The sequence below is a fragment of the Marinobacter sp. genome (assembly GCF_041690615.1).
Lineage (GTDB): Bacteria > Pseudomonadota > Gammaproteobacteria > Pseudomonadales > Oleiphilaceae > Marinobacter.
On sequence record NZ_JAWLGY010000023.1, the window covers coordinates 23,838 to 49,236 of the forward strand.

General features: G+C 61.0%; 20 protein-coding genes. 12 read left to right on the forward strand and 8 right to left on the reverse strand.

The genetic code is table 11. The features are described from left to right. Nucleotides 1-22: 22 nt before the first annotated feature. Nucleotides 23-1,387 carry a KamA family radical SAM protein gene (locus tag ACESMZ_RS14625; protein WP_372957491.1) on the reverse strand — a complete coding sequence of 455 codons (1,365 nt, stop codon included), beginning with the start codon at nucleotides 1,385-1,387 and terminating at the stop codon, nucleotides 23-25. A 565-nt stretch (nucleotides 1,388-1,952) separates the two neighbouring features. On the opposite strand from ACESMZ_RS14625, the gene aceE reads away from it, so the two are divergent. From aceE to astB, 7 genes are all read left to right on the forward strand, one after another. Further along, the gene (aceE, locus tag ACESMZ_RS14630) at nucleotides 1,953-4,622 is read left to right on the forward strand and encodes a pyruvate dehydrogenase (acetyl-transferring), homodimeric type (protein ID WP_372957492.1); all 2,670 of its coding nucleotides are present in this window, start codon (nucleotides 1,953-1,955) and stop codon (nucleotides 4,620-4,622) included. A 10-nt stretch (nucleotides 4,623-4,632) separates the two neighbouring features. Further along, nucleotides 4,633-6,369: a dihydrolipoyllysine-residue acetyltransferase gene (aceF, locus tag ACESMZ_RS14635; protein ID WP_372957493.1), complete on the forward strand. Its 1,737-nt coding sequence runs from the start codon at nucleotides 4,633-4,635 to the stop codon at nucleotides 6,367-6,369. A gap of 124 nt (nucleotides 6,370-6,493) precedes the next feature. After that, complete coding sequence (locus ACESMZ_RS14640; RefSeq protein ID WP_372957494.1) at nucleotides 6,494-7,951, forward strand: exonuclease domain-containing protein; 1,458 nt, start codon at nucleotides 6,494-6,496, stop codon at nucleotides 7,949-7,951. A 97-nt stretch (nucleotides 7,952-8,048) separates the two neighbouring features. Next, on the forward strand, nucleotides 8,049-9,266 hold the full coding sequence (locus tag ACESMZ_RS14645; RefSeq protein WP_372957495.1) for an aspartate aminotransferase family protein: 1,218 nt from the start codon (nucleotides 8,049-8,051) through the stop codon (nucleotides 9,264-9,266). Between the two features lie 309 nt (nucleotides 9,267-9,575). Further along, nucleotides 9,576-10,619 carry an arginine N-succinyltransferase gene (astA, locus tag ACESMZ_RS14650; RefSeq protein ID WP_372957496.1) on the forward strand — a complete coding sequence of 348 codons (1,044 nt, stop codon included), beginning with the start codon at nucleotides 9,576-9,578 and terminating at the stop codon, nucleotides 10,617-10,619. 112 nt (nucleotides 10,620-10,731) lie between these two features. Continuing rightward, nucleotides 10,732-12,204 (forward strand): succinylglutamate-semialdehyde dehydrogenase, encoded by a 1,473-nt coding sequence (gene astD, locus ACESMZ_RS14655; protein ID WP_372957497.1) that lies wholly within the window; start codon nucleotides 10,732-10,734, stop codon nucleotides 12,202-12,204. Between the two features lie 503 nt (nucleotides 12,205-12,707). Beyond that, nucleotides 12,708-14,084 carry an N-succinylarginine dihydrolase gene (gene astB, locus ACESMZ_RS14660; protein ID WP_372957498.1) on the forward strand — a complete coding sequence of 459 codons (1,377 nt, stop codon included), beginning with the start codon at nucleotides 12,708-12,710 and terminating at the stop codon, nucleotides 14,082-14,084. A 27-nt stretch (nucleotides 14,085-14,111) separates the two neighbouring features. Here the strand turns inward: astB and astE are convergent, their stop codons facing one another. The 5 genes from astE to ACESMZ_RS14685 all read right to left on the reverse strand — a co-directional run bounded on the left by astE (nucleotide 14,112) and on the right by ACESMZ_RS14685 (nucleotide 18,226). Beyond that, entirely contained in the window at nucleotides 14,112-15,128 is a 1,017-nt protein-coding gene (gene astE, locus ACESMZ_RS14665) for a succinylglutamate desuccinylase (RefSeq protein WP_372957499.1), read from the reverse strand. A gap of 3 nt (nucleotides 15,129-15,131) precedes the next feature. Further along, a complete protein-coding gene (locus ACESMZ_RS14670) occupies nucleotides 15,132-15,854 on the reverse strand; it encodes an ABC transporter permease (protein WP_372957500.1) in 723 nt (240 codons plus the stop codon). 1 nt (nucleotide 15,855) lies between these two features. After that, on the reverse strand, nucleotides 15,856-16,563 hold the full coding sequence (locus ACESMZ_RS14675; RefSeq protein WP_372957501.1) for an ABC transporter permease: 708 nt from the start codon (nucleotides 16,561-16,563) through the stop codon (nucleotides 15,856-15,858). Nucleotides 16,564-16,611: 48 nt separating this feature from the next. Further along, nucleotides 16,612-17,367, reverse strand: coding sequence for a transporter substrate-binding domain-containing protein (locus tag ACESMZ_RS14680; RefSeq protein WP_372957502.1), 756 nt, complete (start codon nucleotides 17,365-17,367; stop codon nucleotides 16,612-16,614). Nucleotides 17,368-17,455: 88 nt separating this feature from the next. Continuing rightward, a complete protein-coding gene (locus tag ACESMZ_RS14685; RefSeq protein WP_372957503.1) occupies nucleotides 17,456-18,226 on the reverse strand; it encodes an ABC transporter ATP-binding protein in 771 nt (256 codons plus the stop codon). 240 nt (nucleotides 18,227-18,466) lie between these two features. Between ACESMZ_RS14685 and ACESMZ_RS14690 the strand changes: the two genes are divergently transcribed. The 5 genes from ACESMZ_RS14690 (at nucleotide 18,467) to ACESMZ_RS14710 (ending at nucleotide 23,244) form a co-directional block, all read left to right on the forward strand. After that, the gene (locus ACESMZ_RS14690) at nucleotides 18,467-19,996 is read left to right on the forward strand and encodes an FAD-linked oxidase C-terminal domain-containing protein (RefSeq protein WP_372957504.1); all 1,530 of its coding nucleotides are present in this window, start codon (nucleotides 18,467-18,469) and stop codon (nucleotides 19,994-19,996) included. Then, a complete protein-coding gene (gene glcE / locus ACESMZ_RS14695; RefSeq protein ID WP_372957505.1) occupies nucleotides 19,989-21,065 on the forward strand; it encodes a glycolate oxidase subunit GlcE in 1,077 nt (358 codons plus the stop codon). The genes ACESMZ_RS14690 and glcE overlap by 8 nt, the downstream gene beginning before the upstream one ends. Nucleotides 21,066-21,067: 2 nt before the next feature. Further along, nucleotides 21,068-22,276 carry a glycolate oxidase subunit GlcF gene (gene glcF, locus ACESMZ_RS14700; protein ID WP_372972858.1) on the forward strand — a complete coding sequence of 403 codons (1,209 nt, stop codon included), beginning with the start codon at nucleotides 21,068-21,070 and terminating at the stop codon, nucleotides 22,274-22,276. Nucleotides 22,277-22,423: 147 nt separating this feature from the next. Further along, nucleotides 22,424-22,729, forward strand: coding sequence for a YqjD family protein (locus tag ACESMZ_RS14705; RefSeq protein ID WP_372957507.1), 306 nt, complete (start codon nucleotides 22,424-22,426; stop codon nucleotides 22,727-22,729). Between the two features lie 2 nt (nucleotides 22,730-22,731). Then, nucleotides 22,732-23,244 (forward strand): hypothetical protein, encoded by a 513-nt coding sequence (locus ACESMZ_RS14710; RefSeq protein WP_372957508.1) that lies wholly within the window; start codon nucleotides 22,732-22,734, stop codon nucleotides 23,242-23,244. A 360-nt stretch (nucleotides 23,245-23,604) separates the two neighbouring features. Here ACESMZ_RS14710 and ACESMZ_RS14715 read toward each other — a convergent pair whose 3' ends face one another. Then, nucleotides 23,605-24,696, reverse strand: a complete 1,092-nt coding sequence (locus ACESMZ_RS14715) for an alpha/beta hydrolase fold domain-containing protein (protein WP_372957509.1) — start codon at nucleotides 24,694-24,696, stop codon at nucleotides 23,605-23,607. An 82-nt stretch (nucleotides 24,697-24,778) separates the two neighbouring features. Next, nucleotides 24,779-25,399, reverse strand: coding sequence for a homoserine/homoserine lactone efflux protein (rhtB, locus tag ACESMZ_RS14720; protein ID WP_372972859.1), 621 nt, complete (start codon nucleotides 25,397-25,399; stop codon nucleotides 24,779-24,781).

Sequence of the window (25,399 nt, forward strand, 5' to 3'; positions counted from 1 at the left end):
GAATCGAAGTGGGCGTGGCTGGTCAGCCGTTACCCTTGCGCATCTGATCGTACTCGTCTTCGAAGAAGAACTTTTCTTCACCGAAGGCTGGCTCCAGCTCGTGCAGCCAGGTGGCGGTTTCGCTGTACTTCGCGAAGAAGGGGCGTTGCACCCAGTCCGGGTTGCGGCCCTGCAGGAAGCGCAGTACAAAGACTTTCTCGCCCTTGATCTCGGTGACCCCCTGGATTTCCACCTTGCCGGGGCCGGCGCTCATGGACGGACCGCGGGCGGTACGGGCCAGGCCGGAGACCTGTTTGATGGCCTCACGGTAGATGTCATAGGCCTTCGCCAGCGGCACCTCGAAGTAGTTCTTGGCGCCGGTGTCCCGCTCCACAAACATGTAGTAGGGGATGATGCCCAGCTTTACTTCCTTCTTCCACAGCTTCGCCCAGTCGTCAGCATTGTCGTTGACGTGCTTGATCAGCGGGCCCTGGGCACGGATTTCGGCGCCCGTGGCCCGGATGCGACGGATCGCTTCTTCCGCAATGTCGGTGGTGATTTCCTGCCAGTGATTGTAGTGGGCCATCAGGGCCACGTGCTTGCCGGCATCGACCAGTTTCGCAAACAGCTCGATCAGCTCGTCGGCGTCTTTGTCGGTGACAAACCGGTACGGCCAGAAGGTCAGCGCCTTGGTGCCGATGCGGATGGTCTGGATGTGATCGAACTCCGGCTCCAGCAGCGGCTCCAGGTACTGCACCAGGTTCTTGGTCTTCATCACCATGGGGTCACCGCCGGTCATCAGCAGGTCGGTCACCTCGGTGTGTTGTTTCAGGTAGCCGTGCAGCTGCTCGGCGTCGCTGCTGGCGATCCGCAGGTCCTTGTCACCCACAAACTGCGCCCAGCGGAAGCAGAAGGTGCAGTAGGAGTGGCAGGTCTGGCCCTGGGCGGGGAAGAACAGCACCGTTTCCCGGTACTTGTGCTGCAGGCCTTCCAGCGGCACACCATCCAGGGTGGGCAGGTTCATTTCCATCTGGCCGGCGGGATGCGGGTTCAGCTCGTCGCGGATTTCCTTGGCGACCTTCTGGATCAGCTTCTTGTCCGCGCCTTCCCGGTGCAGCTTGGCCATGCGTTCAAAGTGTTCGTCCTTGAGCATGCCTTTTTGCGGGAACACCAGCTGATACAGCGGGTCGTTGGGCACGTTGTCCCAGTTGATCAGTTCGTTGATGACGTATTCGTTGACACGGAAGGGCAGCACGCTGGCCACCACTTTCATTTCGAACAGAGTCTCTTCGGGAAGATTCTGGATAATCTCGATCTTGTCGAGTTGGCGGTCGGTGTAGACCTGGAAACGACGCTCTTCAAACTCGACGGTCGGAATCCGGTTCGGGAAGGTGACGATGGAATTCATGGATCGCCCTCTGTCTGAGTGAAATGGCCGGCGGCCGGAATGCATCAGCCACCACTGTTCAAAAATCAGGCAGGCAAGTATACCGGAAAGGAACAACATTTTCAGGTCTAATTAAAAAAATGAGGTTATTCAGGCGGCTGTTGGGATTCAAGGCGGGTGGTTGTCGCGTTATCGCAGTCGTTAGTTGGTTAATTGGTGAAATTGGGCGCATTTGCCTTCACGTTCGCAGCGCTGATGGTTTGGTAAAAGATGTTTAGTGCGAAAAACATTGTGGCACCGGAAACATGGACCGGTGCTAAACGCGGCGTCAGGTTGGCCGGCTTGGTCTTTGGTCGAGTTGTGAAGGATGTCGCAAGTTGGCAACATGACTTCTATAGTCTTGACGTTCCTCTGAATTTTTCCGGCGCCAAAAGCGCTGGTTGATCCACCGCAAGCCAACCGGCCGGAGACCCCGGCTATCCTGATCTATGCTTGTGGTGACGGTTTCTCCGGGCCGGCGTTTATCCCCCGCTGCGCCCTGTTCAGCGGCATCCTGGCCGCCTAATCGAAGACACGGGAGGGTTCGATGTACCAGGACGATGACCCCACTGAAACCAGCGAATGGCTGGATGCACTGGAATCCCTGATTGAGAACGAGGGCGTTGACCGCGCCCGGTTTATCCTGGAGCGCCTGTCAGAACGGGCCAGCCGGGAAGGCACGGAACTGCCGTATTCCATCACCACGCCGTTCCGTAACTCCATTCCGGTTACCAATGAAGCACGCATGCCGGGCGACCTGTTCATGGAGCGTCGCATCCGTTCGCTGATCCGCTGGAATGCCATGGCCATGGTGGTGCGGGCCAACAAGCGCCCCGGTGAGCTGGGCGGACACATCTCCACCTTTTCCTCCGCCGCCACCCTGTACGACGTCGGTTTCAACTACTTTTTCCACGGTGGTGACGAAAAGCGCGAGTCAGACCTGGTCTATTTTCAGGGTCACGCCTCCCCGGGTATCTATGCCCGTTCCTACCTGGAAGGTCGCTTTGACGAGGAACACCTGGACAAGTACCGGGAAGAGGTGGACGGCAATGGCCTGTCTTCCTATCCCCACCCTTGGCTGATGCCGGACTACTGGCAGTTCCCGACGGTCTCCATGGGCCTGGGACCGATCCAGGCCATCTACCAGGCCCATGTGATGAAGTACCTGCACAGCCGGGAACTCATCGACATGGACAGCCGCAAGGTCTGGTGCTTTATTGGGGACGGCGAGTGTGACGAACCCGAGACCCTGGGGTCCATTTCCAAGGCCGGTCGCGAGAAGCTGGACAACCTCATTTTCGTGGTCAACTGCAACCTGCAGCGCCTGGACGGCCCGGTGCGGGGCAACGGCAAGATCATCCAGGAGCTGGAAGGCATTTTCCGTGGGGCGGACTGGAACGTGATCAAGGTGGTCTGGGGCCGCATGTGGGACCCGCTGTTCGACAAGGATGAAGACGGCGTGATGCAACGGGCCATGGATGAGATCTGCGACGGTGACCTGCAGAACTACACCAGCCAGGGCCCGGCCTATACCCGCAAGGAATTCTTCGGCAAGTATCCTGAGCTGGCGAAGATCGCGGAGAACCTCTCCGACGACGACATCAACAAGCTCAATCGGGGCGGTCACGATCCCTACAAGGTGTACGCCGCGTATCACAAGGCGGTCAACGAGGCCAACGGCCGGCCCACGGTCATCCTGGCCCATACCATCAAGGGTTATGGTTTCGGTGCTGCGGGCGAGGCCCAGAACACAGCCCACTCCCTGAAAAAACTCGACAAGGAAGCCCTCAAGGCCTTCCGGGACCGTTTTGGCGTGCCCCTCAAGGACGACGAGCTGGAAGACATTCCCTATTACCGGCCGGCCCCGGACAGCCCGGAAATGGTCTACATGAAAAAACGCCGCCAGGAACTGGGGGGCTTCTATCCCAAGCGGCGCAAGGATTCCCAGCCATTGAAGGTACCGGAGCTGAGTATCTTCAAGAGTGTGCTGGAAGGCTCCGGCGACCGGGAAGTCTCTTCCACCATGACCTTTGTGCGCATCCTCAATTCGCTGGTGAAAGACAAGCGGGTCGGCAAGCGGGTGGTCCCCATTGTGCCGGATGAAGCCCGTACCTTCGGCATGGAAGGCATGTTCCGGCAGTTGGGCATCTACACCTCTGAAGGCCAGAAGTACGTGCCCCAGGACCGGGACCAGATCATGTACTACCGGGAGGACAAGAAAGGCCAGATCATGCAGGAGGGCATCAATGAGGATGGCTCCATGGCGGCCTGGATGGCGGCGGCCACCTCCTACAGCCACAACAACTTCCCGTTGATTCCGTTCTACGTGTTCTATTCCATGTTCGGCTACCAGCGGGTGGGGGACCTGGTCTGGGCCTCCGGCGACATGCAGGCCCGGGGTTTCCTGATCGGTGGTACCGCCGGCCGTACCACCCTGAACGGTGAGGGCCTGCAGCACCAGGATGGTCACAGCCATGTTCTGTTCAACGTGGTGCCCAACTGTCGTGCCTACGACCCGGCCTTCGGCTATGAAATGGCCGTGGTGGTCCAGCACGGTATCAAGGAAATGTTCGAGGACAACAAGAACGTCTTCTACTACCTGACCATCGAGAACGAGAACTACCAGCAGCCGGCTATGCCCAGTACCAAGGGTCTTGAAGAACAGATCATCAAGGGCATGTACAAGTTCGAGTCGGTGGAAACCAAGGGCCGCAAGAAGACTCCGCGGGTCCAGCTGCTGGGCTCCGGCGCCATTCTCAACGAGGTGCGGGCGGCCGCCGAGCTGTTGCGGGATGACTGGAGCGTGGCCAGCGATGTCTGGAGCGTCACCAGCTACAACGAACTCGCCCGGGACGGCATGCACGTGGAGCGATGGAACCACCTGCACCCGGATGATACTCAGAAGACGCCCTATGTTACGAAGTGCCTCGAAAAGCAGCAGGGTCCGGTGGTTTCGGCCACTGACTACATCAAGCTGCATTCCGAGCAGTTGCGGGCCTACATTCCCAAAACCTACTACACCCTGGGCACCGATGGTTTTGGCCGCAGTGATACCCGGGAGAAGCTGCGCAACTTCTTCGAAGTGGACCGTTACTACGTGGTGATCAACGCCCTGTCGGCGCTGGCCGAGGACGGCGAGATCAAGAAGGACCAGGTGTTGGAGGCCATGCGCAAGTATAACATCGACCGCAATAAACCCAACCCGGCGTACAGCTGAGGAGGCCGCTATGAGTGAGCAGGACATCAAGGTTCCCGATCTCGGCGGTGCGGACGAAGTCGAGGTTATCGAAGTACTGGTCAGCAAGGGTGACACCGTCGAGGAGGAAGATCCCATCCTCACGGTGGAGTCCGACAAGGCCTCCGTGGAACTGCCGGCCCCCTTTGCCGGCAAGATCACCAAACTGTCCGTCAAGGTGGGCGACAAGCTCAGTGAGGGCGACGTGGTCGGCACCATCGATACTGACGGGGCCGGCGGTGGTGATGATGACGAAGACGACGGCGACGAGGAACCGGCTGGCGAAGGCAAGGCACAGAAAACGGACGAAGCGACTGAGAAGGACCAGTCCGACGACGAAAGCGATGATGATAATGGCGCCGATGAGGACAAGTCGTCTGACAAGGGTGGCAAGCAGGCAAGCAGGAAAGGTGGCAGCCGCAAGGAGACGGTGAAAGTCCCGGCCCTGGACGGCTTCGAAAACGTTCCGGTGATCGAGATCAACGTCAGTGAAGGCGATTCCGTTGGCGAAGATGACCCACTGGTCACGGTGGAGTCCGACAAGGCCACCATGGAGATCCCGTCGCCCTACGCTGGCAAGATCGACAAGATCCTGGTGAAGGAGGGTGACAAGCTCTCCGAGGGTGACGACCTGCTGGAAATGACCGTCGAGGAAGGCGGTGATGAGGATACTGATGCCGGCCGGAAAGACGACAAGGCCGCTGGCAAGGACGAAGAATCCGGCAAGGCCGACAAGGAGTCGGGGGACGGCAAACAGGAAAAGCCAGGCGATACCTCTGAGGACAGTCAGGGCGACAGCACCTATCAACCGCCAACGCCCGGCGCCAAGGTCCATGCCGGCCCGGCGGTACGCAAGCTGGCCCGGGAGCTGGGGGCAGACCTCACCAAAGTGAAGCCTTCCGGTCCGAAGGAACGCATTCTCAAGGACGACGTGGAAGCCTATATCCGCCAGAACCTGAAGAAAGCCCAGGAGGGCGGTTCGGTGGAAGGTGCCGGCATACCTGGTATCAAGCTGCCTGATTTTAGCCAGTTCGGCGAGGTAGAGCGGGAGAGCATGTCTCGCATGATGACCGCCACCGCCACCAATATGCAGAAGAGCTGGCTGAACGTGCCCCACGTCACCCAGTTCGACGAGGCCGACATCACCGAGATGGAAGCCTTCCGCAAGGGCCAGAAGCAGGCGGGTGAGAAAAAGGGCGTCAAGCTCACGCCACTGCCCTTTATCCTCAAGGCCTGCGCCGCTGCGCTGGAGGAGTTGCCCCAGTTCAACGTGTCACTGGATATGGAGCGCAAGGAGGTGGTGCGCAAGAAGTACGTGCACATTGGCATTGCGGTGGACACGCCCCACGGTCTGATGGTGCCGGTCATCCGCGACGTGGACCAGAAAGGCCTGTGGCAACTGGCCGAGGAAGCCCAGGAACTGGCGGACAAGGCCCGGGACAAGAAGCTCAAACCGGCGGAGATGCAGGGGGCCTGCTTCTCCATCACCAGCCTCGGTGGCATTGGCGGCACGGCGTTTACACCCATTGTGAACACGCCGGAGGTGGCCATACTGGGCGTCTCCAGAGCGGCCATGAAACCGGTATGGGACGGCGAGGCGTTCCAGCCCCGGCTGATGCTGCCTCTGTCCCTGTCCTATGACCACCGTGCGGTAAACGGTGCAGATGCAGCCCGGTTTACCAACCTGCTGGGGCAGTTGCTGGGGGATATCCGGCGGCTGTTGCTGTAGACGCAAGGCCGGGAGCCAGCCTGCTCCACCCTCTCCCTGGCTCTCTCCCGTTCAGGGAGAGGGTGAGGGCAGGCGAACCGACAAGTTTCCGGCCTTGTTTCACGCTTTGAAGTACACTGCCTTCATGAACTTCTTCAACTCCACCACCTTCGCCTTCCTTGACCTGGAGACCACCGGCGGCTCAGCGGGCCATGACCGTATTACCGAGATCGGCGTCCGTTTCTGGCGCAATGGCGAGGTGGTGGACGAGTGGCAGACCCTGGTCAACCCGCAGATGCGGATTCCCCCGTTTATCGAGCGCTTCACCGGCATCAGCAATGCTATGGTAGCCGACGCGCCGCTGTTCGAAGACGTGGCGGATGAGCTGGAGGAGCGTCTGAAGGGCACCGTGTTTGTCGCCCATAACGCCCGCTTTGACTATGGTTTTGTAAAGGCCGAATTCCGCCGGTTGCTGCGCCCATTCGCGGCAAAGGTGCTGTGCACCGTCAAACTGTCCCGGCGTCTTTATCCCCAGTACAAACGCCACAACATGGATGCCCTGATCCAGCGCCACGGCCTTGGCGCCGTGCAGCGACACCGGGCCATGGGTGATGTCACCGCCATGATGGACTTCTTCACCCACGCGCTCGCCGAACATGGCCCGGAGAGTGTGGAGGAAGCAGTACGAACCCTGCTGCAACGCCCCAGCGTGCCTTCCCATATGCCGCCGGATGTACTGGACGAGGTACCGGCGGTGCCCGGTGTGTACCGGTTCTACGGCGAGAATGACGTGCTGCTGTACGTGGGCAAGAGCACCAATATTGCCCAGCGGGTAGCGTCCCATTTCTCCGGTGACCACAACTCGGGCAAGGGTATCCGCCTGTCCGAAAGCATGCGCCGCCTGGAGTGGACCGAAACCGCCGGGGAACTCGGGGCCCTGCTGCTTGAGCTCAGGCAGATCAAGGGGTTGCGCCCCATGTACAACCGCCGCTCACGGCCCGCCAAGACCCTGTGGAGCATCGAGCTGACCGGAAACGAGCAGGGCTACCTCCAGGCCCGGCTGGTAAGGCAGATCGAGCCCCACCGGCTGGGCCATTACTACGGCCTGTTCCGCAGCAAGCGGGATGCCCTGAAAGCCCTCACCGGCATCGCCAGCAAGAACGAACTGTGCAATAAACTCCTCGATCTGGAGCCGGCGGACCAGCACGGCCCCTGCTTCCAGCGCACCCTGGGTCGCTGCAAGGGTGCCTGCGAAGGGGAGGAGGATGTCACCCGCTACAACCTGCGGGTGCAGATCGCCTTCCACAGCCTGCGTCTGAAAACCTGGCCCTGGCAGGGGCCTGTCGGCGTGATGGAGCAAAACCCCAACACCGGACGCACCGACATCCTGATCATCTACAACTGGATGCACGTGGCCACCGTGCACTCGGAAGAAGAGCTACACGACCTCAGTCTGCGGGGCACCGCCGTCACCTTCGACATGGACTCCTACAAACTGGTGGTCAAGGCCCTTTCCGGCAAGGGCATCGGCGGCCTGCGAATCCTTGAGTTGCCTCCGATCGGTGAGCCGGACATCCTGGCGGTCTCACCGGAAAACAGCTGAGTTTTCCACACACTCCCGCTCTGGCGTATGATAAGGCATTCCAACGCTGGCCCCGCACGAGCAATGGCCGGCATCCGCAAGGTCCAGAGAGGAAGGTATGAACAGAGAACCCGTCACCCGCGAACTCTTCAACGATGTCATGGTCCCCAACTACGCCCCCGGCGCCATGATTCCCGTGCGAGGTGAAGGGTCACGACTCTGGGACCAGCAAGACCGCGAATACGTCGACTTCGCCGGCGGTATCGCCGTCAACAGCCTCGGTCACGCCCACCCGGGCCTGATCGGCGCGCTCCAGGAGCAGGCCGAAAAACTCTGGCACGTCTCCAACGTCCTCACCAACGAACCGGCCCTGCGCCTGGCCAGGACCCTGTGCGAACTCACCTTCGCTGAGCGGGTCTTCTTCGCCAACTCCGGCGCCGAAGCCAACGAAGCCGCCTTCAAACTCGCCCGCCGCCACGGCTGGACCCACCACGGCCCGGAAAAGCACGAGATCATCTCGTTCACCAATTCCTTCCATGGCCGTACCCTGTTCACCGTCAGCGTGGGCGGCCAGCCCAAATACCTGGAAGGCTTCGAACCGGCCCCGGGCGGCATCCACCATGCCACCTACAACGACCTGGAATCGGTAAAGGCACTGATCTCCAAAGAAAAGACCTGCGCCATCGTGGTAGAACCCATCCAGGGCGAGGGCGGCGTACTGCCCGCCGAACCGGACTTCCTTCAGGGCCTGCGCGATCTCTGCGACGAAAACGATGCACTACTCATATTCGACGAAGTCCAGAGCGGCGCCGGCCGCACCGGCCACCTGTACGCCTACCAGCACTACGGCGTCACCCCGGACATCCTCACCAGCGCCAAGGGCCTGGGCGGCGGCTTCCCGGTAGCGGCCATGCTCACCACCGCAGCCGTCGCCGAAAGCTTCGGCGTCGGCACCCACGGCAGCACCTACGGCGGCAACCCCCTGGCCTGCGCCGTGGCCCAGAAAGTCATCGACACCATCAGCCAGCCGGAAATCCTCAAAGGCGTCCGTGCCCGGTCCGAAAAACTCCGCAAGGGCATGATGGCCATCGGCGAAAAGTACAACCTCTTCACCGAAGTCCGCGGCGAAGGGCTGCTGCTGGGTTGTGTACTCACGGAACAGTGGCACGGCAAGGCAAAAGACTTCGTTGCCGCCGCCCAGGAACAGGGACTGCTCGTCCTCGTGGCCGGCGGCGATGTCGTCCGCCTGGCTCCCTCCCTGATCATCCCCGACCAGGATATTGAGGAGGGACTGGAGCGGTTTGAGAGAGCTGTGGCTACACTGGTGGAGAAGTAAACCCAACTGGCGGATGGCAAGATGCTTTGGTAGTGCCGCTTGATAACAGGTGGCCCAGGGCTTTGGCGAGCCAGCAAATAGTACGAAGCTTTGGCAAGCAGGCTGGAGCTGCCTGAGCAATTGCAAACGATGGCGGCGACGAGCTAGCGAATAGCACATTGTCCCGGTGGACGGGCTGGTGTTGTTTTCCGGGACCTTCAAAAACATGGACGTTTTTGAAGAGCCTCCATGGATGGATTCACGGCGTGTCCCGGAAAACAACATCAGACCGGCCGCCTGGCACCCAAACCCGAAGTCCTGGAGGGGGTAATGCTCATAATCAGGCCATTAGCCGAAAATGATCTCGATGATCTCTATGAAATGGCCGCCTCAGCCGGCAACGGCCTCACAACCCTCCCCCCGGACCGCCAACTCCTCAAAACCAAGATCGAAAAAGCCCAGGCCACCTTCAAGGGCCAATGCCCACCAGGCGCCGGCCTCTACCTCTTCGCCCTCGAAGACACAGAACAACAACGCTGCGCAGGCATCAGCGGCATCCAGGCCCGGGTCGGCCTCGACGAAGTCTTCTACAACTACCGCCTGAGCATCACCGTCAGCGACAGCCGCGAACTCAACGTCCACGTGCGGACCCCCACCCTCTACCTCACCAACGACATGACCGACGCCACCGAAATCGGCTCCCTGCTGCTGGCAGACAGCCACCGGGGCGGCGGCAACGGCTTACTGCTCTCCCGCAGCCGGTTCCTCTTCCTGGACGAATTTCGCGAGCATTTCTCCGACAAAATCTTCGCCGAAATGCGCGGCGTCTCCGACGAGCATGGCCAAAGCCCGCTGTGGGACGCCCTGGGCCGGCGCTTCTTCGACATGGAGTTTGTCGAGGCTGACAGACTCTCCGCACGGGGCAACAAATCCTTCATCGCCGAACTTATGCCCCGCTTCCCCATCTACCTGTCTTTATTGCCCGAGAGTGCCACCGAAGTCATCGGCAAAGTCCACAAAAACACCGAGCCGGCCCTCAACATGCTCCAGGCGGAAGGCTTCAACTTCAACGGCCTGGTGGACATCTTCGACGGCGGCCCGGTGGTGGAAGCATTTCTCCACAACATCCGCACCATCCGCCAGAGCATCCTGCGCCCGGTCAGGCGAGTGGACCGGCCGCTGCTGAACAACCTGCCGGCGGGCGAGCGGGTCATGGTCAGCAACCGCTCCTTCGAAAACTTCCGGGTTGGTACTGTGCCCAGAAGCGCCATCCGCGATGAAGAGATACAGATGCCGGGCCCCATCATGGAGTCGCTGGGGGTGGCTGAAGGGGATGTAGTGCGGATCGCGCCCTTGAAAGAAGCCCTGTTCTGACCAATACCTTTAGTATCAACCCGGGGTTGCGAGGTGATGACGACCCCTTCTGAGTGTCCGGGTCCGGGTTGGTACAGGCAACTTTCTATTTTATGGGCACGGGAGGTGTTCCATGAGTCTTACGCTGACCGGCGAACTGTTTATTAATGGGCTGTGGGTGTCCGGCCATGGTGAAGAGCTGGAATCCATCCATCCGGTAACCCGAGATACCCTCTGGCAGGGTATTGGTGCCGGGCTGGATGATGTGAATGCTGCGGTAAAGGAAGCCCGCGGGGCCTTTCCCGCCTGGGCAAGGCAACCGGTGAAAGAGCGTGAGGCCATCATCCGCCGCTTCGGAGAACTGCTGGAGGAACATCGCGAGGAACTGGCCCGGCAGATCGGTTGTGAAACGGGCAAGCCGCTATGGGAATCCCGCACGGAAGTGTCCGCCATGATCGGCAAGATCGACATCTCCGTCCGGGCCCGGGAAGAGCGGGCCGGTGAGCGAACCTCCGAAGTGGCTGGCGGTCAGGCGGTACTGCGCCACAAACCCCATGGCGTGGTCGCCGTCTTCGGCCCCTACAACTTCCCCGGGCACCTGCCCAATGGCCATATTGTTCCCGCACTTCTGGCGGGGAACACGGTAGTGTTCAAACCCAGCGAGCTTGCCCCGGGCGTTGCAGAAATGACCGTGCGGCTGTGGCACCTGGCCGGCCTTCCTGACGGGGTGTTGAACCTGGTACAGGGCGAGGCGGACACCGGCCGCGCCCTGGCGGGTCACCAGCAGATTGACGGCCTGTTCTTTACCGGCAGCTCAACGGTGGGAAAACTGCTCCATGAACAGTTTGCGGACCAGCCCCACAAGATTCTGGCGCTGGAGATGGGTGGCAACAATCCATTGATCGTTGAGAATGTGAAGGATACGCGCGCGGCGGTCCACCATACCCTGCAGTCCGCTTTCCTGTCCGCCGGCCAGCGCTGCACCTGTGCCCGCCGTTTGCTGATACCCGAGGGCAAGGCGGGTGATGCGTTCCTGGAGAAGCTGATCGAGGCCGCGAAGGATATTACGGTGGGTAAGTACGATGCTGACCCGCAGCCGTTCATGGGTGCGGTCATCTCTCCGAACGCGGCCAGTCGCCTGATGGAGGCCTGGCACAAGCTGACGGCGGCGGGGGGTAAGCCGCTGCTGGAGATGTACCACGAGGAAGGTACCGGCTTGCTGACCCCGGGTATCGTGGATCTGACCGGGGTGGAGGCGCCTGATGAGGAGTATTTCGGGCCGTTACTGAGTGTGTATCGGTACCAGGATTTTGACGAGGCCATCGAGTTGGCCAACAACACCCGGTTTGGTCTGGCGGCCGGTATCCTGACCGATAAGCGAGAGTTATATGATCGGCTGGTGGAGGAGGTTCGTGCCGGTATCGTGAACTGGAATCGACCGCTGACCGGCGCCAGCAGCGCGGCCCCCTTTGGTGGGGTGGGGGATTCCGGTAACCACCGGCCCAGTGCCTATTACGCCGCGGATTATTGTTCGTGGCCTATGGCTTCCCTTGAGTCTGAGCGGGTGTCGTTGCCGGATGAGTTGGCTCCCGGGTTGAAGTTGTAGTTGTGGGTGGATGCGTTGACTTTCCAATTCTTGGTCTGCTGGCTTTGGTGGAGGCCCCCGCAGGCCGATGAGGCATTTCGGGACACGCCGTAAACCCGTCCATGGGGGCTCTTCAAAAACGTCCCTGTTTTTGAAGGTCCCGAAATGCCTCCTCAACCCGCGGAGACCCAGAGTATTCGGTTGCCTGCGTGCTTTCAGGGAAAGGCGGGTATTGCGGTTAACGGTCCACACGGAGACGAATAGGGTTTTTCGATGACTGGGCTAAACCTAAGCGGACTAGCGGTTTGTTAAACATCAGGCGACTGAGTAGTCCGAGTGTCCACGGGTTGAGAAGATTTTCCGGGACCTTCAAAAACAGGGACGTTTTTGAAGAGCCTACATGGATGTATTCACGGCGTGTCCCGGAAAATCTTCTCGGCCTGTGGGCACATGCTCTAAAGCCAGCAGACGAAGAGGCGAGCACCACAAACTCCGGATGGCGGTAAACCAGAAGGCCAAACTCCATGGATACCTACAACCCAGAAAAAGCAAACGCCCAGAGCAAAACCCGGGAAATGAACCTGGACGGCCTCGTTGGCCCGACCCATAACTATGCGGGCCTGGCCCGGGGCAACCTGGCGTCTGGTGCCAACGCCAACCAGGTATCCAGTCCGAAAGACGCGGCCCTGCAGGGCCTGGCCAAGATGAAAGCCCTGGCGGACCGGGGCCTGCCGCAGGGCGTTCTGCCGCCGCAGGAACGGCCCCACATGCCGACGTTAAGGCGTCTGGGCTTTACCGGCACCGAGGAGGCCATGCTCTGCCGGGTGGCCAAAGACTCGCCGGAACTTTTATCAGCGGTCAGCTCAGCCTCCTCCATGTGGGTTGCCAACGCCGCCACCGTCTCACCAGCGGCGGACACCGCCGACCATCGGGTGCACTTTACCCCCGCCAACCTGGCATCCAGCTTTCACCGGTCACTGGAGGCGGCGGAAACCGGGCGCATCCTCAGGTCCATTTTCACTGACGAGGCCTGGTTCGCCCACCATGCGCCCCTGCCGTCGGTGCCCCAGTTCGGTGACGAAGGCGCCGCCAACCATACCCGCCTGTGCTCCAGCCATGGCAGGCCCGGCGTGGAGTTGTTTGTGTATGGCCAGATGGCCTTCGACAGCCGTGCCGCGATACCGCAAACCTACCCGGCAAGGCAGACCTTGGAGGCCTCCCGGGCCGTGGCTCGGCTCCATGGGTTGAAGCCGGAGCGGACGGTCTTTGCCCAGCAAAACCCGGCGGCCATTGACGCGGGAGTGTTTCATAACGATGTGATTGCCGTGGGCAATGAGAACCTGCTGTTCTACCACGAGCAGGCCTTTCTGAATGAAGAGTCCCTGCTGGCGGAACTGCGCGACAAGCTCGGGGAAACCCCGCTGCAAACCATCCGCGTTACCGCTAAGCAGGTGCCGCTGGCAGACGCGGTGTCCTCGTACCTGTTCAACAGTCAGTTGCTGTCGGTGGACGACGGTATGCTTCTGGTGGTGCCGGCGGAATGCCGTGAGGTGCCATCGGTTAACCGGTACCTGGACCAGGTGCTGGCGGCTGATAATCCTGTCATCGGTATCGAAACGTTCGACCTGCGCCAGTCCATGCGCAATGGTGGCGGTCCGGCCTGTCTGCGTTTGCGGGTGGCGCTGTCAGACGAGGCGGTTTCAGCCATGAACCAGGGTGTGTTGCTCACCGATGAGCTTTATGACCGGCTGGTGGCCTGGGTGCAGGGGCATTACCGGGAGGAGCTTTCGCCGGCGGATCTGGCCGATCCCGAGTTACTGAAAGAGAGCAGGCACGCCCTGGATGAACTGACCGGGATTCTTGGGCTGGGGTCGATCTACGATTTTCAGCACGAGGTGTGATCCATGTCGAAGGGCAAACTGTCCTAGCTAGGACGGCTTTACCATCAACGCCACCCTGTGTCCCACCGGCACTTTCGGATTGGGGAAGATGACCGCCTCCGGCTGATCGCCCACCCGGTATTTCGTGTCGGCGTCCTCCCAGATCAAGGTACCGGGTGCGTACTCCGTAAAGTTGGCCACGTCGTCCGCGACGTGAAAACGGAAACTCTCACCGGTATTGATGACTTCGTGCACTACCTGGAATATCTCCGGGCGCTGGAGTTCGGGGCTCTCCACAGATGGCCTTTCCTCCATCAGGTCAACCAGGGCACGTCGCAACTGGCCCAGTCGCGTCAGGTCGTTATGGCCGAATGGGCGCACCTTGCCCAGTTCCAGGGTAAAACTTTCCGCCCCCAGGCGCTCTGAGCTGAAGCCGGAAAAGGTGGTTGCCCGCTTGTGCTGCAACAGCACGGTGCCGATGGCTGCCTGTGCCAGGAATGCCAGTTCCTGGTCCGGCACCTGCCGCCCGTCCACAAAGGGGTAAAGGGCGAACTTCTCTCTTTTCGAGGGCCTGATGGCGGTATGCAGGTCGTAATGTTTCAGTGCCAGGCCGGTTTCGTTTACAAATTCCCGGCAGATGGCTTCCAGCTGCCCAGCGCGGCGGGTCTCGTAACCTTCCGGGTAGTCTTGCCAGGCGCCGCAGAACAGCCGGTTCAGGTTGTGCTCCAGGAACCGTTCGCCGGCCACCATGGCTGGCGGGTTGCCCAGGATAAGCAGCAGGGGAATGCCGGGACGCAGCCGTCCCTGGAGCAGGTCGTTAACCAGTGCGTTGAGCAGCTCGATGGGCGCCGTCTCGTTGCCATGGATGCCGGCCGAGAGGATCAGGGCGGACTCGGGTGATGCCCCCTCAGGAGGACGATAGTGCAACAGCCCGGTGTCCAGTCGCTGTAACCGACCCCCGTCCGGTAGGCTGACAGTAGTGGGCGGGCAGGCCTGTTCGCTGACTGCCAGGGTGTGGGACAACCAGTCCCCGTGGCGGTCGAACAGTGCCTGCGCCGGGCCCATGGCTCAGCCCCCGGCGGGCCGCTGGTGCCGGAGCAGGTGGTTCTCCAGCTTGCGGAAGGCGAACACCAGCAGGAAGGTCAGGGCCATGTAGATCAGTGCCACCCCGATAAATGCCTCGAAGGGGGCGTAGAACCGGGAGTAGATATTACGGGCCGCCCCGGTCAGGTCCACGATGGTCACAACACTGGCGATGGCGCTGGCGTGGAGCATGAAGATGACTTCGTTGGAGTAGGCCTGAACCGCGCGACGGGCGGCGCTGGGCAGCACGATGCGACGCAGGCGCAGGAACCAGCTCATGCCATAGGCCTTGGCCGCTTCAATCTCGCCCTGGGGTGTGGCCGCGATGGCGCCCCGGAAGATCTCCGTGGTGTAGGCGGCGGTGTTCAGGGTGAAGGCCAGCAGGGCCGGGTAGAAGGGCTCCCGGAAGATGCCCCACCAGAAGGTCTGCTGGATGCCGGGAATCTGGGCCAGGCCGTAATAGATGATGTACAGCTGGATCAGCAGTGGCGTGCCCCGGAACAGGTAGGTATACACCCACACCGGTCCGGAGACCCACCAGCGGCGGTTCGTTCTCAGGATGGCCAGGGGCACCGCCACCAGCAGGCCGATAACCAGCGACAGGAAAACCAGCTGCACGGTCTGTACCAGGCCGTCCCAGTACTCCAGCAGGGTCATGGCGGTGAAGACATCGTTCTGGTCCAGCCAGGCGGTAATGAAGTCCGGCATATCAGCCTTCCCCCTGCACGACGCCGACGTTGGCCCGGCGATTGAGCCACTTGATAAACAGCTCGGAAACAGCAGTCAGGGTAAGGTACACCGCCGCAACCGGAATAAAGAACAGGAAGGGCGACCGCTCGGCCTTGGCTGCTTCCTCGGCTACGCGAACCATGTCTGTCAGGCCGATGATGGATACCAGCGCGGTGGTTTTCAGCAGCACCTGCCAGTTGTTGCCGATACCGGGCAGGGCATGGCGCAGCATCTGGGGCACCATGATCCGGCGGAAAGTGTGCCACCGGGTGAATCCATAGGCCCGGGCGGCTTCAATCTGGCCAGCTTCCACCGCCAGGAAGGCACCACGGAAGGTTTCCGCCATGTAGGCACCGAAGATCAGGCCGATGGTCAGTACACCGGAAATAAACGGGTCGAACTGGAAGAACCAGTCGATTTCATAATGTTCGTAGAGCAGGTCTGAAATACCGTTCACCAGAACCTGGCCGCCATAATAGAACAGCAGCATCATGACCAGGTCCGGTACACCCCGGACGATCGTGGTGTAGGTGGTGGCTACCCCCCGGGCAACCCGGCTGGCAGAGAGTTTTGCGGCAGCGCCGGTGAGTCCCAGGAACAGGGCCAGCAGAAGGGACAGCAAGGCCAGTTCGATGGTGACGACCGCGCCTTCGGCAAGCTGCGGCCCATAGCCTTTGAGATCGATCATGGGGGCATCCGGGAGGAGGTGGCCAGCATGGGCTGGCCACCCCGTGGTTTACATCTTGATGTCGTAGCTGAAGTATTTCTCCATGATGGCGTCGTAGGTGCCATCATTCTTCAGGGTCTTGAGGGCGGCGTTGATTTCCTCGGCCAGGTCCTTGTCACGCTTGCGCATGGCAACGCCGACGCCTTCACCCAGCTTGACCGGCTCGCCCACTTCCTTGAAACCGTCCTTGCTCAGCACAGTCTGCTCGCCCACCGGGTAGTCCACGAAGACCACATCCAGGCGCTGGCCTTCCAGGTCCAGGACCATGTCATCGGCGGTGGTGTAGCGTTTGATGGTGACCACGCCACCCATGTTATCGGTGACATAGGTGTCCATAGTGGTGCCGCGCTGAACGCCCACAGTCTTGCCTTCCATTGCTTCCATATCGGTGACGTCGGTGTCGAAACCTTCAGGGGCAAACCAGCCGCCGGGGGTGTTGTAGTAGGGCTCGGAGAACAGAACCCGCTCGGCACGCTCCGGGGTAATGGACATGGAGGACATGATGGCGTCGAACTTGCGTGCCAGCAGGCCCGGAATCATGCCGTCCCACGCCTGGATGACGAATTCGCAGTTGGCGTTCATTTCCTCACACATGGCCTCGGCCAGTTCCACCTCGAAGCCGGTCAGGTTGCCGTCTTCATCCCGGTACTCGAAGGGCTCGTAAGGCACATCAAAGGCGATGCGGATATCCCGGCCGTCCTGGGCCTGTACGGAGCCGGCCATCATGGCCAGGGCGCAGCCTGCTGCAACAATCATTTTCTTCATGGGGTTTCTCCAGTGTTGCGATTTCAGGGTTGTCGGGGACTCTTGATTCCAGTCCTTTTTTTCTCGTTTTTCCAGCGTTTGAGCTGGTTCAGAACCGGGGCGCAAGAAATTGCTGCATGCGCTCCGATTCCGGATGGTCGAAGACTTTTTCAGGGGTTCCCTGTTCTTCGATCACACCCTGATGCAAGAACAGGACCTGGCTGGACACATCCCGGGCGAAGGCCATCTCGTGGGTCACGACAATCATGGTGCGTCCTTCCTCGGCCAGTCCCTGCATTACTCTCAGAACCTCGCCCACCAGTTCAGGATCGAGTGCAGAGGTGGGTTCGTCAAACAGCATCACCTCCGGCTCCATAGCCAGGGCGCGGGCGATGGCCGCCCGCTGCTGCTGACCGCCGGACATCTGGGCCGGGTAATAGTCCTTGCGCTCGTAGATGCCTACTTTGTGAAGATAGGCCTCCGCGCGCTCGATTGCCTCTTTCCGGGGCACTTTCAGTACATGCACCGGCGCTTCGATGACGTTCTCGAGTACCGTCATATGGGACCAGAGGTTGAATCCCTGGAACACCATGGAAAGCCGCGCGCGGATCTGCTCCACCTGGCGGTTGTCGGCGGGAATACGCTCGCCCTTGCGATCCGTTTTGAAGCGGATCGGGTCGCCGTGCACGATAATGTCGCCGGAGGTGGGGGTTTCCAGCAGGTTGATGCAGCGCAGGAAGGTACTCTTGCCGGAGCCGGAACTGCCGATCAGCGACACCACATCGCCCTTGCGGGTTTCCAGGGAAATGCCCTTGAGCACCTCGTTCTGGTCGAAAGTCTTGTGGATGTCCCTGCAGATCAGGGGGGCGACGTCCGCCATGGCCATACTCCGGTAATGACTTCTTCATGATGCGTGAAAAATACACGAAAGATCCGGCACCATGAACAGAAAATGCACGCATTTTACAGAAAGGCGCACTTTGTACGGATTGCGACACAGAAAATCAATAGGCATGGTCGTCAGGATAGCTGATTTAATCAACGAAAGTCTGGTGGTGCTCCGGCCCTTCCTTCCTTATGATGACCTGAAACAACAGCCATAATCGCGACAGGTTGAATCATGTCAGTGGCACACTCCCATGAAGCGGACACTCCCCGGCCCATTGACGGGCGAACGGATTTTCCTCCCGTGTACCGGGCAACCCTTGCTGATCGCTTCCGGCGCTTTCTCAGCCCGGATTCGGTGATTACCGACGACGAAACGATCCGCCCTTACGAGTGCGACGGCCTTTCCATGTACTGCGAAATGCCGCAGATGGTGCTATTGCCGGAGACCGTGGAGCAGGTGCAGCAGATCATGCGCATCTGTTACGCGGAAGAAGTCCCGGTGGTGGCCCGGGGCGCCGGTACCGGGCTGAGCGCCGGGGCCATGCCCCATGCCGGCGGTATTGTACTGTCGCTGGCAAAGTTCAACCGTATTCTCTCCATTGATCCGCAGGCCCGCAGCGCCCGCCTGCAGCCGGGTGTGCGTAACCTGGCCATCAGTGAGGCAGCGGCGAAGCATGGCCTTTATTACGGCCCGGATCCGTCCTCCCAGATTGCCTGCACCATTGGCGGTAACGTGGCCGAGAATTCCGGCGGTGTGCATTGCCTGAAATACGGCCTGACGGTGCATAACCTCTTGAGTGTGGAAGTGGTTACTGCAGAGGGCGAGCGGGTGACCATTGGCAGCGACGGCTATGACAGCTGTGGCATGGACCTGCTGGCCTTGATCACCGGCTCTGAGGGGCTGTTGGGCATTGTTACCGAGGTGCAGGTGAAACTGTTGCCGAAGCCGGAGGTTGCCCAGGTGGTCATGGCCGGGTTCGACACGGTGCAGGCCGCCGGCGCAGCCGTGGCCGGGATTATCGGTCATGGCATTATCCCGGGCGGCCTGGAAATGATGGACGGCTTTGCCATCCAGGCGGCGGAAGATTTTGCCCATGCCGGTTACCCCACCGAGGCGGCCGCCCTGTTGCTGTGTGAGGTAGACGGCACCGAGGAGGAAGTGCACGACCATATCCACCAGGCCGAATCCCTGTTCCGGGCGCTGGGTGCCACATCAGTGCGTACCTCCGGCTCGGAGGAGGAGCGGGCATTGCTGTGGAAAGGCCGCAAATCCGCCTTCCCGGCCGTAGGGCGAATTTCCCCGGACTATTACTGCATGGACGGCACCATTCCCCGCAGTCAGCTGGCCCGGGTCCTCACCGAAATGCAGCGCCTGTCAGACCATTACCGGCTGCGCGTCGCCAATGTATTCCATGCCGGTGACGGTAACCTGCACCCGCTGATCCTGTTTGATGCCAATGTGGAAGGGGAGTTTGAGCGCACCGAGGCCTTCGGTGGTGACATTCTCAATCTCTGCGTTGCCGCAGGTGGCAGCATCACTGGCGAGCACGGTGTCGGTATGGAGAAGATCCGCCAGATGCCCAACCAGTTCGGCAACCTGGAAGTCTCCCAGTTCCATGCCATCAAGCAGGCCTTCGACCCCCTGGGCATCCTGAACCCGGGCAAGGGCGTGCCCACCCTTCGCCAGTGCCAGGAATACCGTGCCATTGGTCCCCTGCGCCAGCCGGACGTGGCACAGGAAGGGGAGGCGAGTGATGGGTGATATCAGCCAGCAGTTGGTGGAGCAGGTGAAACAGGCGTCTGAGACGGGTACCTCACTGGCCATTACCGGCGGTGGTAGCAAGCCTTTCCTTGGTCGTGGCTTGCGGGGTCAGCCCCTGAGCCTTGCGGAACATACGGGCATTATCAGCTATGAGCCGGTGGAACTGGTGATGACCGCAAGGGCAGGGACCCGCCTGGCGGATATTGATGCGGCGCTGGCGGAGAACAACCAACGGCTGGCGTTCGAGCCACCCCGGTTTGGCGAGTCGGATACCATTGGCGGCACCCTGGCTGTGAACCTGTCCGGTCCTGGCAGGCCCTGGCAGGGCTCGGTGAGGGACCACGTGCTGGGCCTGCGGCTGATCAACGGGCGGGGCGAACACCTGAAATTCGGTGGCCAGGTGATGAAGAACGTGGCGGGCTATGACGCCTCCCGTTTGCAGGCCGGTGCCCTGGGCACCCTGGGGGTGATCACCGAGGTCTCCCTGAAGGTGCTGCCCCTGCCGGCCATGGAGCAGACCCTGGTGCAGCCCATGGGGCAACAGCAGGCCATCATCCATATGAATCACCTTGCCGGCCAGCCCAAGCCCCTGTCGGCGGCTTGCTGGTACGACGGCAGCCTGTATCTGCGACTGTCGGGCGCGGCCGCCGCCGTAGAGGCAACGGCGAAGCGCTGGATGGCGGACAGCGGTGGCGAAATGGGGGTGCTTGAGGATGGCGAGGCCTTCTGGCGGGACCTTCGCGACCAGCGCCTGCCATTCTTCCATGGCAGCGCTCCCTTGTGGCGATTTTCTGTCAATCCCACCGCCGTCATGGAAGAACTGGGCAAGCAGGCACTGATCGACTGGGGTGGTGCCCAGCGCTGGAGCCGGGCGGACGAGACCCTGTCTGATATGGCCGGGCGCGCCGCCCGTGCCGGAGGGCAGGCAAGCCTGTTCCGCCACGGTGACCGCAGTGGCGAGGTGATGCATCCACAGCCGTCTCCCCTGTGGGCGATCCAGAAACGCCTGAAGGCGTCATTTGACCCGGACGGAATCTTCAATCCCGGACACCTGTATAGCTGGCTGTAATTATGCAAACCAACCTTGTTCAGGAATTTGCCGCACAACCGGAAGGCCAGGAAGCCGAAGCCATACTGCGCAGCTGCGTGCATTGCGGTTTTTGCACGGCGACCTGTCCCACCTACCAGGAACTGGGCGACGAGCGGGACGGTCCCCGTGGGCGTATCTACCTGATGAAAATGTTCCTGGAAGGGCAGGAAACCACCGAGAAAACCCGGGAGCACCTGGACCGCTGCCTGAGCTGCCGGGCCTGTGAGACCACCTGTCCTTCCGGCGTTCAGTATGGCCGCCTGCTGGATATCAGCCGCGGGCTGATGGAAGAGCGCATGGATTGCCCCGCCCGGGAGCAATGGCTGCGACAGGCGCTGGTGCGTGTGCTGCCAAACAGGCGCCTGTTCGGGGCCCTGCTGCGGACAGGACAGCTTGCCCGTCCCCTGGTACCGGAACCCCTGCGCAGCAAGATTCCCCCCAGGCGGGAAGCCAGTCCCTGGCCCACAGGCAGTCACCCGCGAAAGGTGCTGGCCCTGGCCGGGTGTGTGCAGCCCTCGGCGACACCGAATACCAACGCCGCTGCAGCCAGGGTGCTGGACCGCCTGGGTATAACCCTGGTGGAGGCGCCGGCTGCTGGTTGCTGTGGTGCCGTCAGTTACCACCTCGGGGAGCATGGCGATGGCCTTGACTACATGCGACGTAATATCGATGCCTGGTGGCCGGCCATCGAGAACGGCGCCGAGGCCATTGTCATGACCGCGTCCGGTTGCGGAGCCATGGTCCAGGATTATGGTCATTTGTTGAAGGACGATCCGGCCTACGCTGACAAGGCCCGCCGGGTGAGCGAACTGACGATGGACCTGGGTGCCTTTCTGCTGCAGCAGGATCTGGGCAGCCTCGGCCTGGCGAAAGGGCAGGGCAAGGTGGCCTTCCATTGCCCCTGTACCCTGCAGCATGCCATGAAGCAGAACGGAGTGGTGGAGCAGGTGCTGGAAAAGGCCGGTATCAATCTGGCGGAAACCACCGATAAACACCTCTGCTGTGGCTCCGCTGGCACCTACTCTGTGTTGCAGCCTGAACTGAGCCAGCGGCTGCTGACCAACAAGCTGGCCGCGCTGACCGTGGACCAGCCGGATGAGATTGTCACCGCCAATGTGGGGTGTCAGCTGCACCTTGAAACCCGTTCTTCCGTTCCGGTGCGACACTGGATCGAGTTGCTGGACCGGTAGCCAGCCGGGTGCCGGCTCAGCCTGACGGTGCGCGGGCGAACGTATGACATTATCTCAATAATGCCGACGAGCCTCCATACCTGTGCTACCTTGAGGAGGCATGGTCAGAAAAAACCTGGAAAGTCATCATCCATCAAGGAGATAGCAATGGCAGCACAATCTCAGGACGTAAAGGCATCGAATCCCGAGTACGAGCAGGTCAAAGCCGACCTGAAGGCACTGCGGGAAGATCTGGCTAAACTGAGCAAGAGTGTGGCTGACGGCCAGAAAAACAACCTGAACAGCTTCCGTGACGAGATCCGCCGGGAAAGCGAGGAAGCGCTGGACTATGCCCGTGGAGCCGGCGAGAAAGCTCTCCATGAGGCGGAAGAACGCATTGCCGAGCGACCGTTCCTGACGGTGATTATCCTCTTCCTGGCCGGTCTGGTGGTTGGCAAGCTGCTCGACCGGTAACGATGTATTCCAAACAGGAAGTTGAAGGGCTGGCACGCAAGGCTATTGCCGCGCTTATTGGCGCACTCCTCGCATTTGCCTTGTTGTCGGCCCTGCTCATTGCTGGCCTGGTCCTGCTGTTATGGGCGGCGACTGTCGGCCTGACCCCGATCGTCGGACAGGCGGGCGCCCTCGCCATAGCCGGTGGGGTGTGTTTTCTGCTGTTGGGCGTCTTTTTCTGGCGACTGATCAGTGCCCGGGCAACCTCGGGAGCGGACGACGACGGCGAGCAGAGCCCAACCATGCGGGAACGGCTCGAACAAACCATCCGTGATAATCCCCTGGAGGCGGCGCTGGGCGCCTTTGCCCTGGGCCTCTTTGGTCAGACCGACGCACGATTCCGGGCCATGGTGCTGCAAAGTGGCATGGCCTTTATGCGTCAGGCCAAGGCAGAGTCTTCCGGGTCGGGTGAGTCGGCGGATGCCGGTAGTGAGGCAGGTCCCGGAGAAGGAACACCGCTGGGAGGTGAGCCCTGAGGCCCCCGGGCTCGCGTGTCTCTTCCCCATTCCTGATTTCGTGGTTTTCCCGCGACGTCCTGTCCGTATCAGAGTAATCCTGCGTAGGCGCAATAGAGGAATGCTGCGGAGCCGCCGAGGATAACGATCCAGGCGGGGATGATCATGTCGCTGCGTCGAACCGTCTTCATTGTTGCTCCTTTTGTTCTTCTTGATTCATGTCAACTTTCATACGGTTTTAACGCAGCATAGATCATTTGCTGGTCATTCGCGAAATTTCGGTTAAAGAAACCGGGCCGGGTGGGCATTTTGGGAGCGTGCTCGTGAGATAGCCCCCTCAGTTACCGCCAATCGGCACTGATTCCGTTGGCTGGCTTGCAACTACGGCTGGTCGCCCGGAGCCAGCGTCTGGATAGCGGGATAGAACGACGACCGGTGAGGGTTCCCGTCCCCGGGAAAGAGCAGGGCATCCGAAAAGTCCAGGCCCTGCGACATAACGGCGGGGCTAGTCATGTCCTGAGTCTGCAACTCGCCGTTCACCAGAAGTTTCAGTGCCGCCCTGGGCTGGCCGGTGACGGCATTGACCCGGATGGCCATGCGGGCGGATTGCTCGAACGGGACGGCGGTGCTGGCGGTATCGTGCACCAGCAGGATAGGTGGGAAGTTCTTGTCAATCTGTGCCACAGGGCTGGCTTCCAGGGCCAGGTTGCTCATATAGACGGGGTAGCCCATCAGCACATCGGCGGCGTCGCGGGTAGGCTCCGGCAGGTTGGTGATATCGGATACTCCGTTCCAGGAAATGACCCCCTGGACGGCTGATGAGGCGTCGCCGCTCCCCATGCCGGGGTCTTCGGCTGTGGGGTCGTCGTTGGTGGCACCCAGCATCTGGGCAATATGGCCGCCGCTGCCGCTGCCCCAGGCAACAAGACGTTCGGTATCCAGCTGGTACTGGTCACCCTTGGCTCTCACGAAGCGGACAGCCGCCTTGGCGTCGTGTAACTGCGCCGGCCAGAGAGCGTCGTCAGCCAGCCGGTAGCCCACGCTGACCAGGGCATAACCCTGATAGATGGCACGGTATATGGCCGCATCCGCAGCGCCTACCCGGCTGCCGGACTGCCAGTCACCGTCATGGAAGTAAACGATGGTGCGGTAGGGCGGTTCGCCCTCAAAGGGGTAGATGATGTTCAGGCGCTGCCGGGGGCTGCTCTCATTCTCTGTATAGGGAAGGTCCTGCTCGACTTTCCAGAACTGCCCCAGGTCAACCTGGCCATCCGGAAGACGGGTCCCTGTCGGGGCTTCTGGCTGCTGGCGACGGTTCTCCATTCGCCGCAGCGCCTGACGGAAATCTGCTACCAGTTCAGGCGTCGCTTCGCCGGAAATTTCCAGACTGACCGGAGGAATCTGTCGCGCCTCGGTCAGGCCGCCTGCAAACGGAACTGCCAGCAATAGGGGGAGGATGATCCTGCGAGTCAAGCCGGGCTCCTGGGATGCTATCGAAAATGAAATTGTTGATGGGGGCCAAGGATAAGGGTTGTTATCACCGGCGTCACTTCGTTCAGGCCCGCCGGAAGCTGGCCAGGGCCACCGCCGCCACCACGAACAGGCTGCCGAACAGCTGATTCATGCGTTTCTGGCGCCGGGGCGTGGTCATGAAACGATAAAGCTGGCTGGCAAGCAGGGCATAGCCCAGCATCACCACGCAGTCCACCAGGATGAGGGTCAGTCCCATGGTGACCAGCTGCGGGGTGTGGGGCTCTCCAGCTACCAGGAACTGGGGAAACAGGGCGACCAGGAACACCGTGGCCTTGGGATTGGTCAGGTTTACAAGCGCCGATTGCCAGAAACGTTTATGGTTGCTGGTGTCGGCGGAGGACCCTTGCGAGTGGGTGACCACCGGCTCACGCCATTTCTGGACACCCAGCCAGATCAGGTAGGCAACGCCCAGCCATTTGATGACCGACAGCGCCAGGGTGGAAGAGGCAATGATGGCGCCAAGGCCCGCACCGACCAGCAGTATCTGTGCCCCGTAACCCAGCTGAAGGCCCAGAATGGCCGGCACCGAGCGTCGCACACCATACTGAAGACCGTTACTCATGGTGTTTACCGCGCCGGCCCCCGGCGATACCGAGATCAGCACAGCTGCGACCACAAACGTCAGCCAGACCGTGAGAGACAT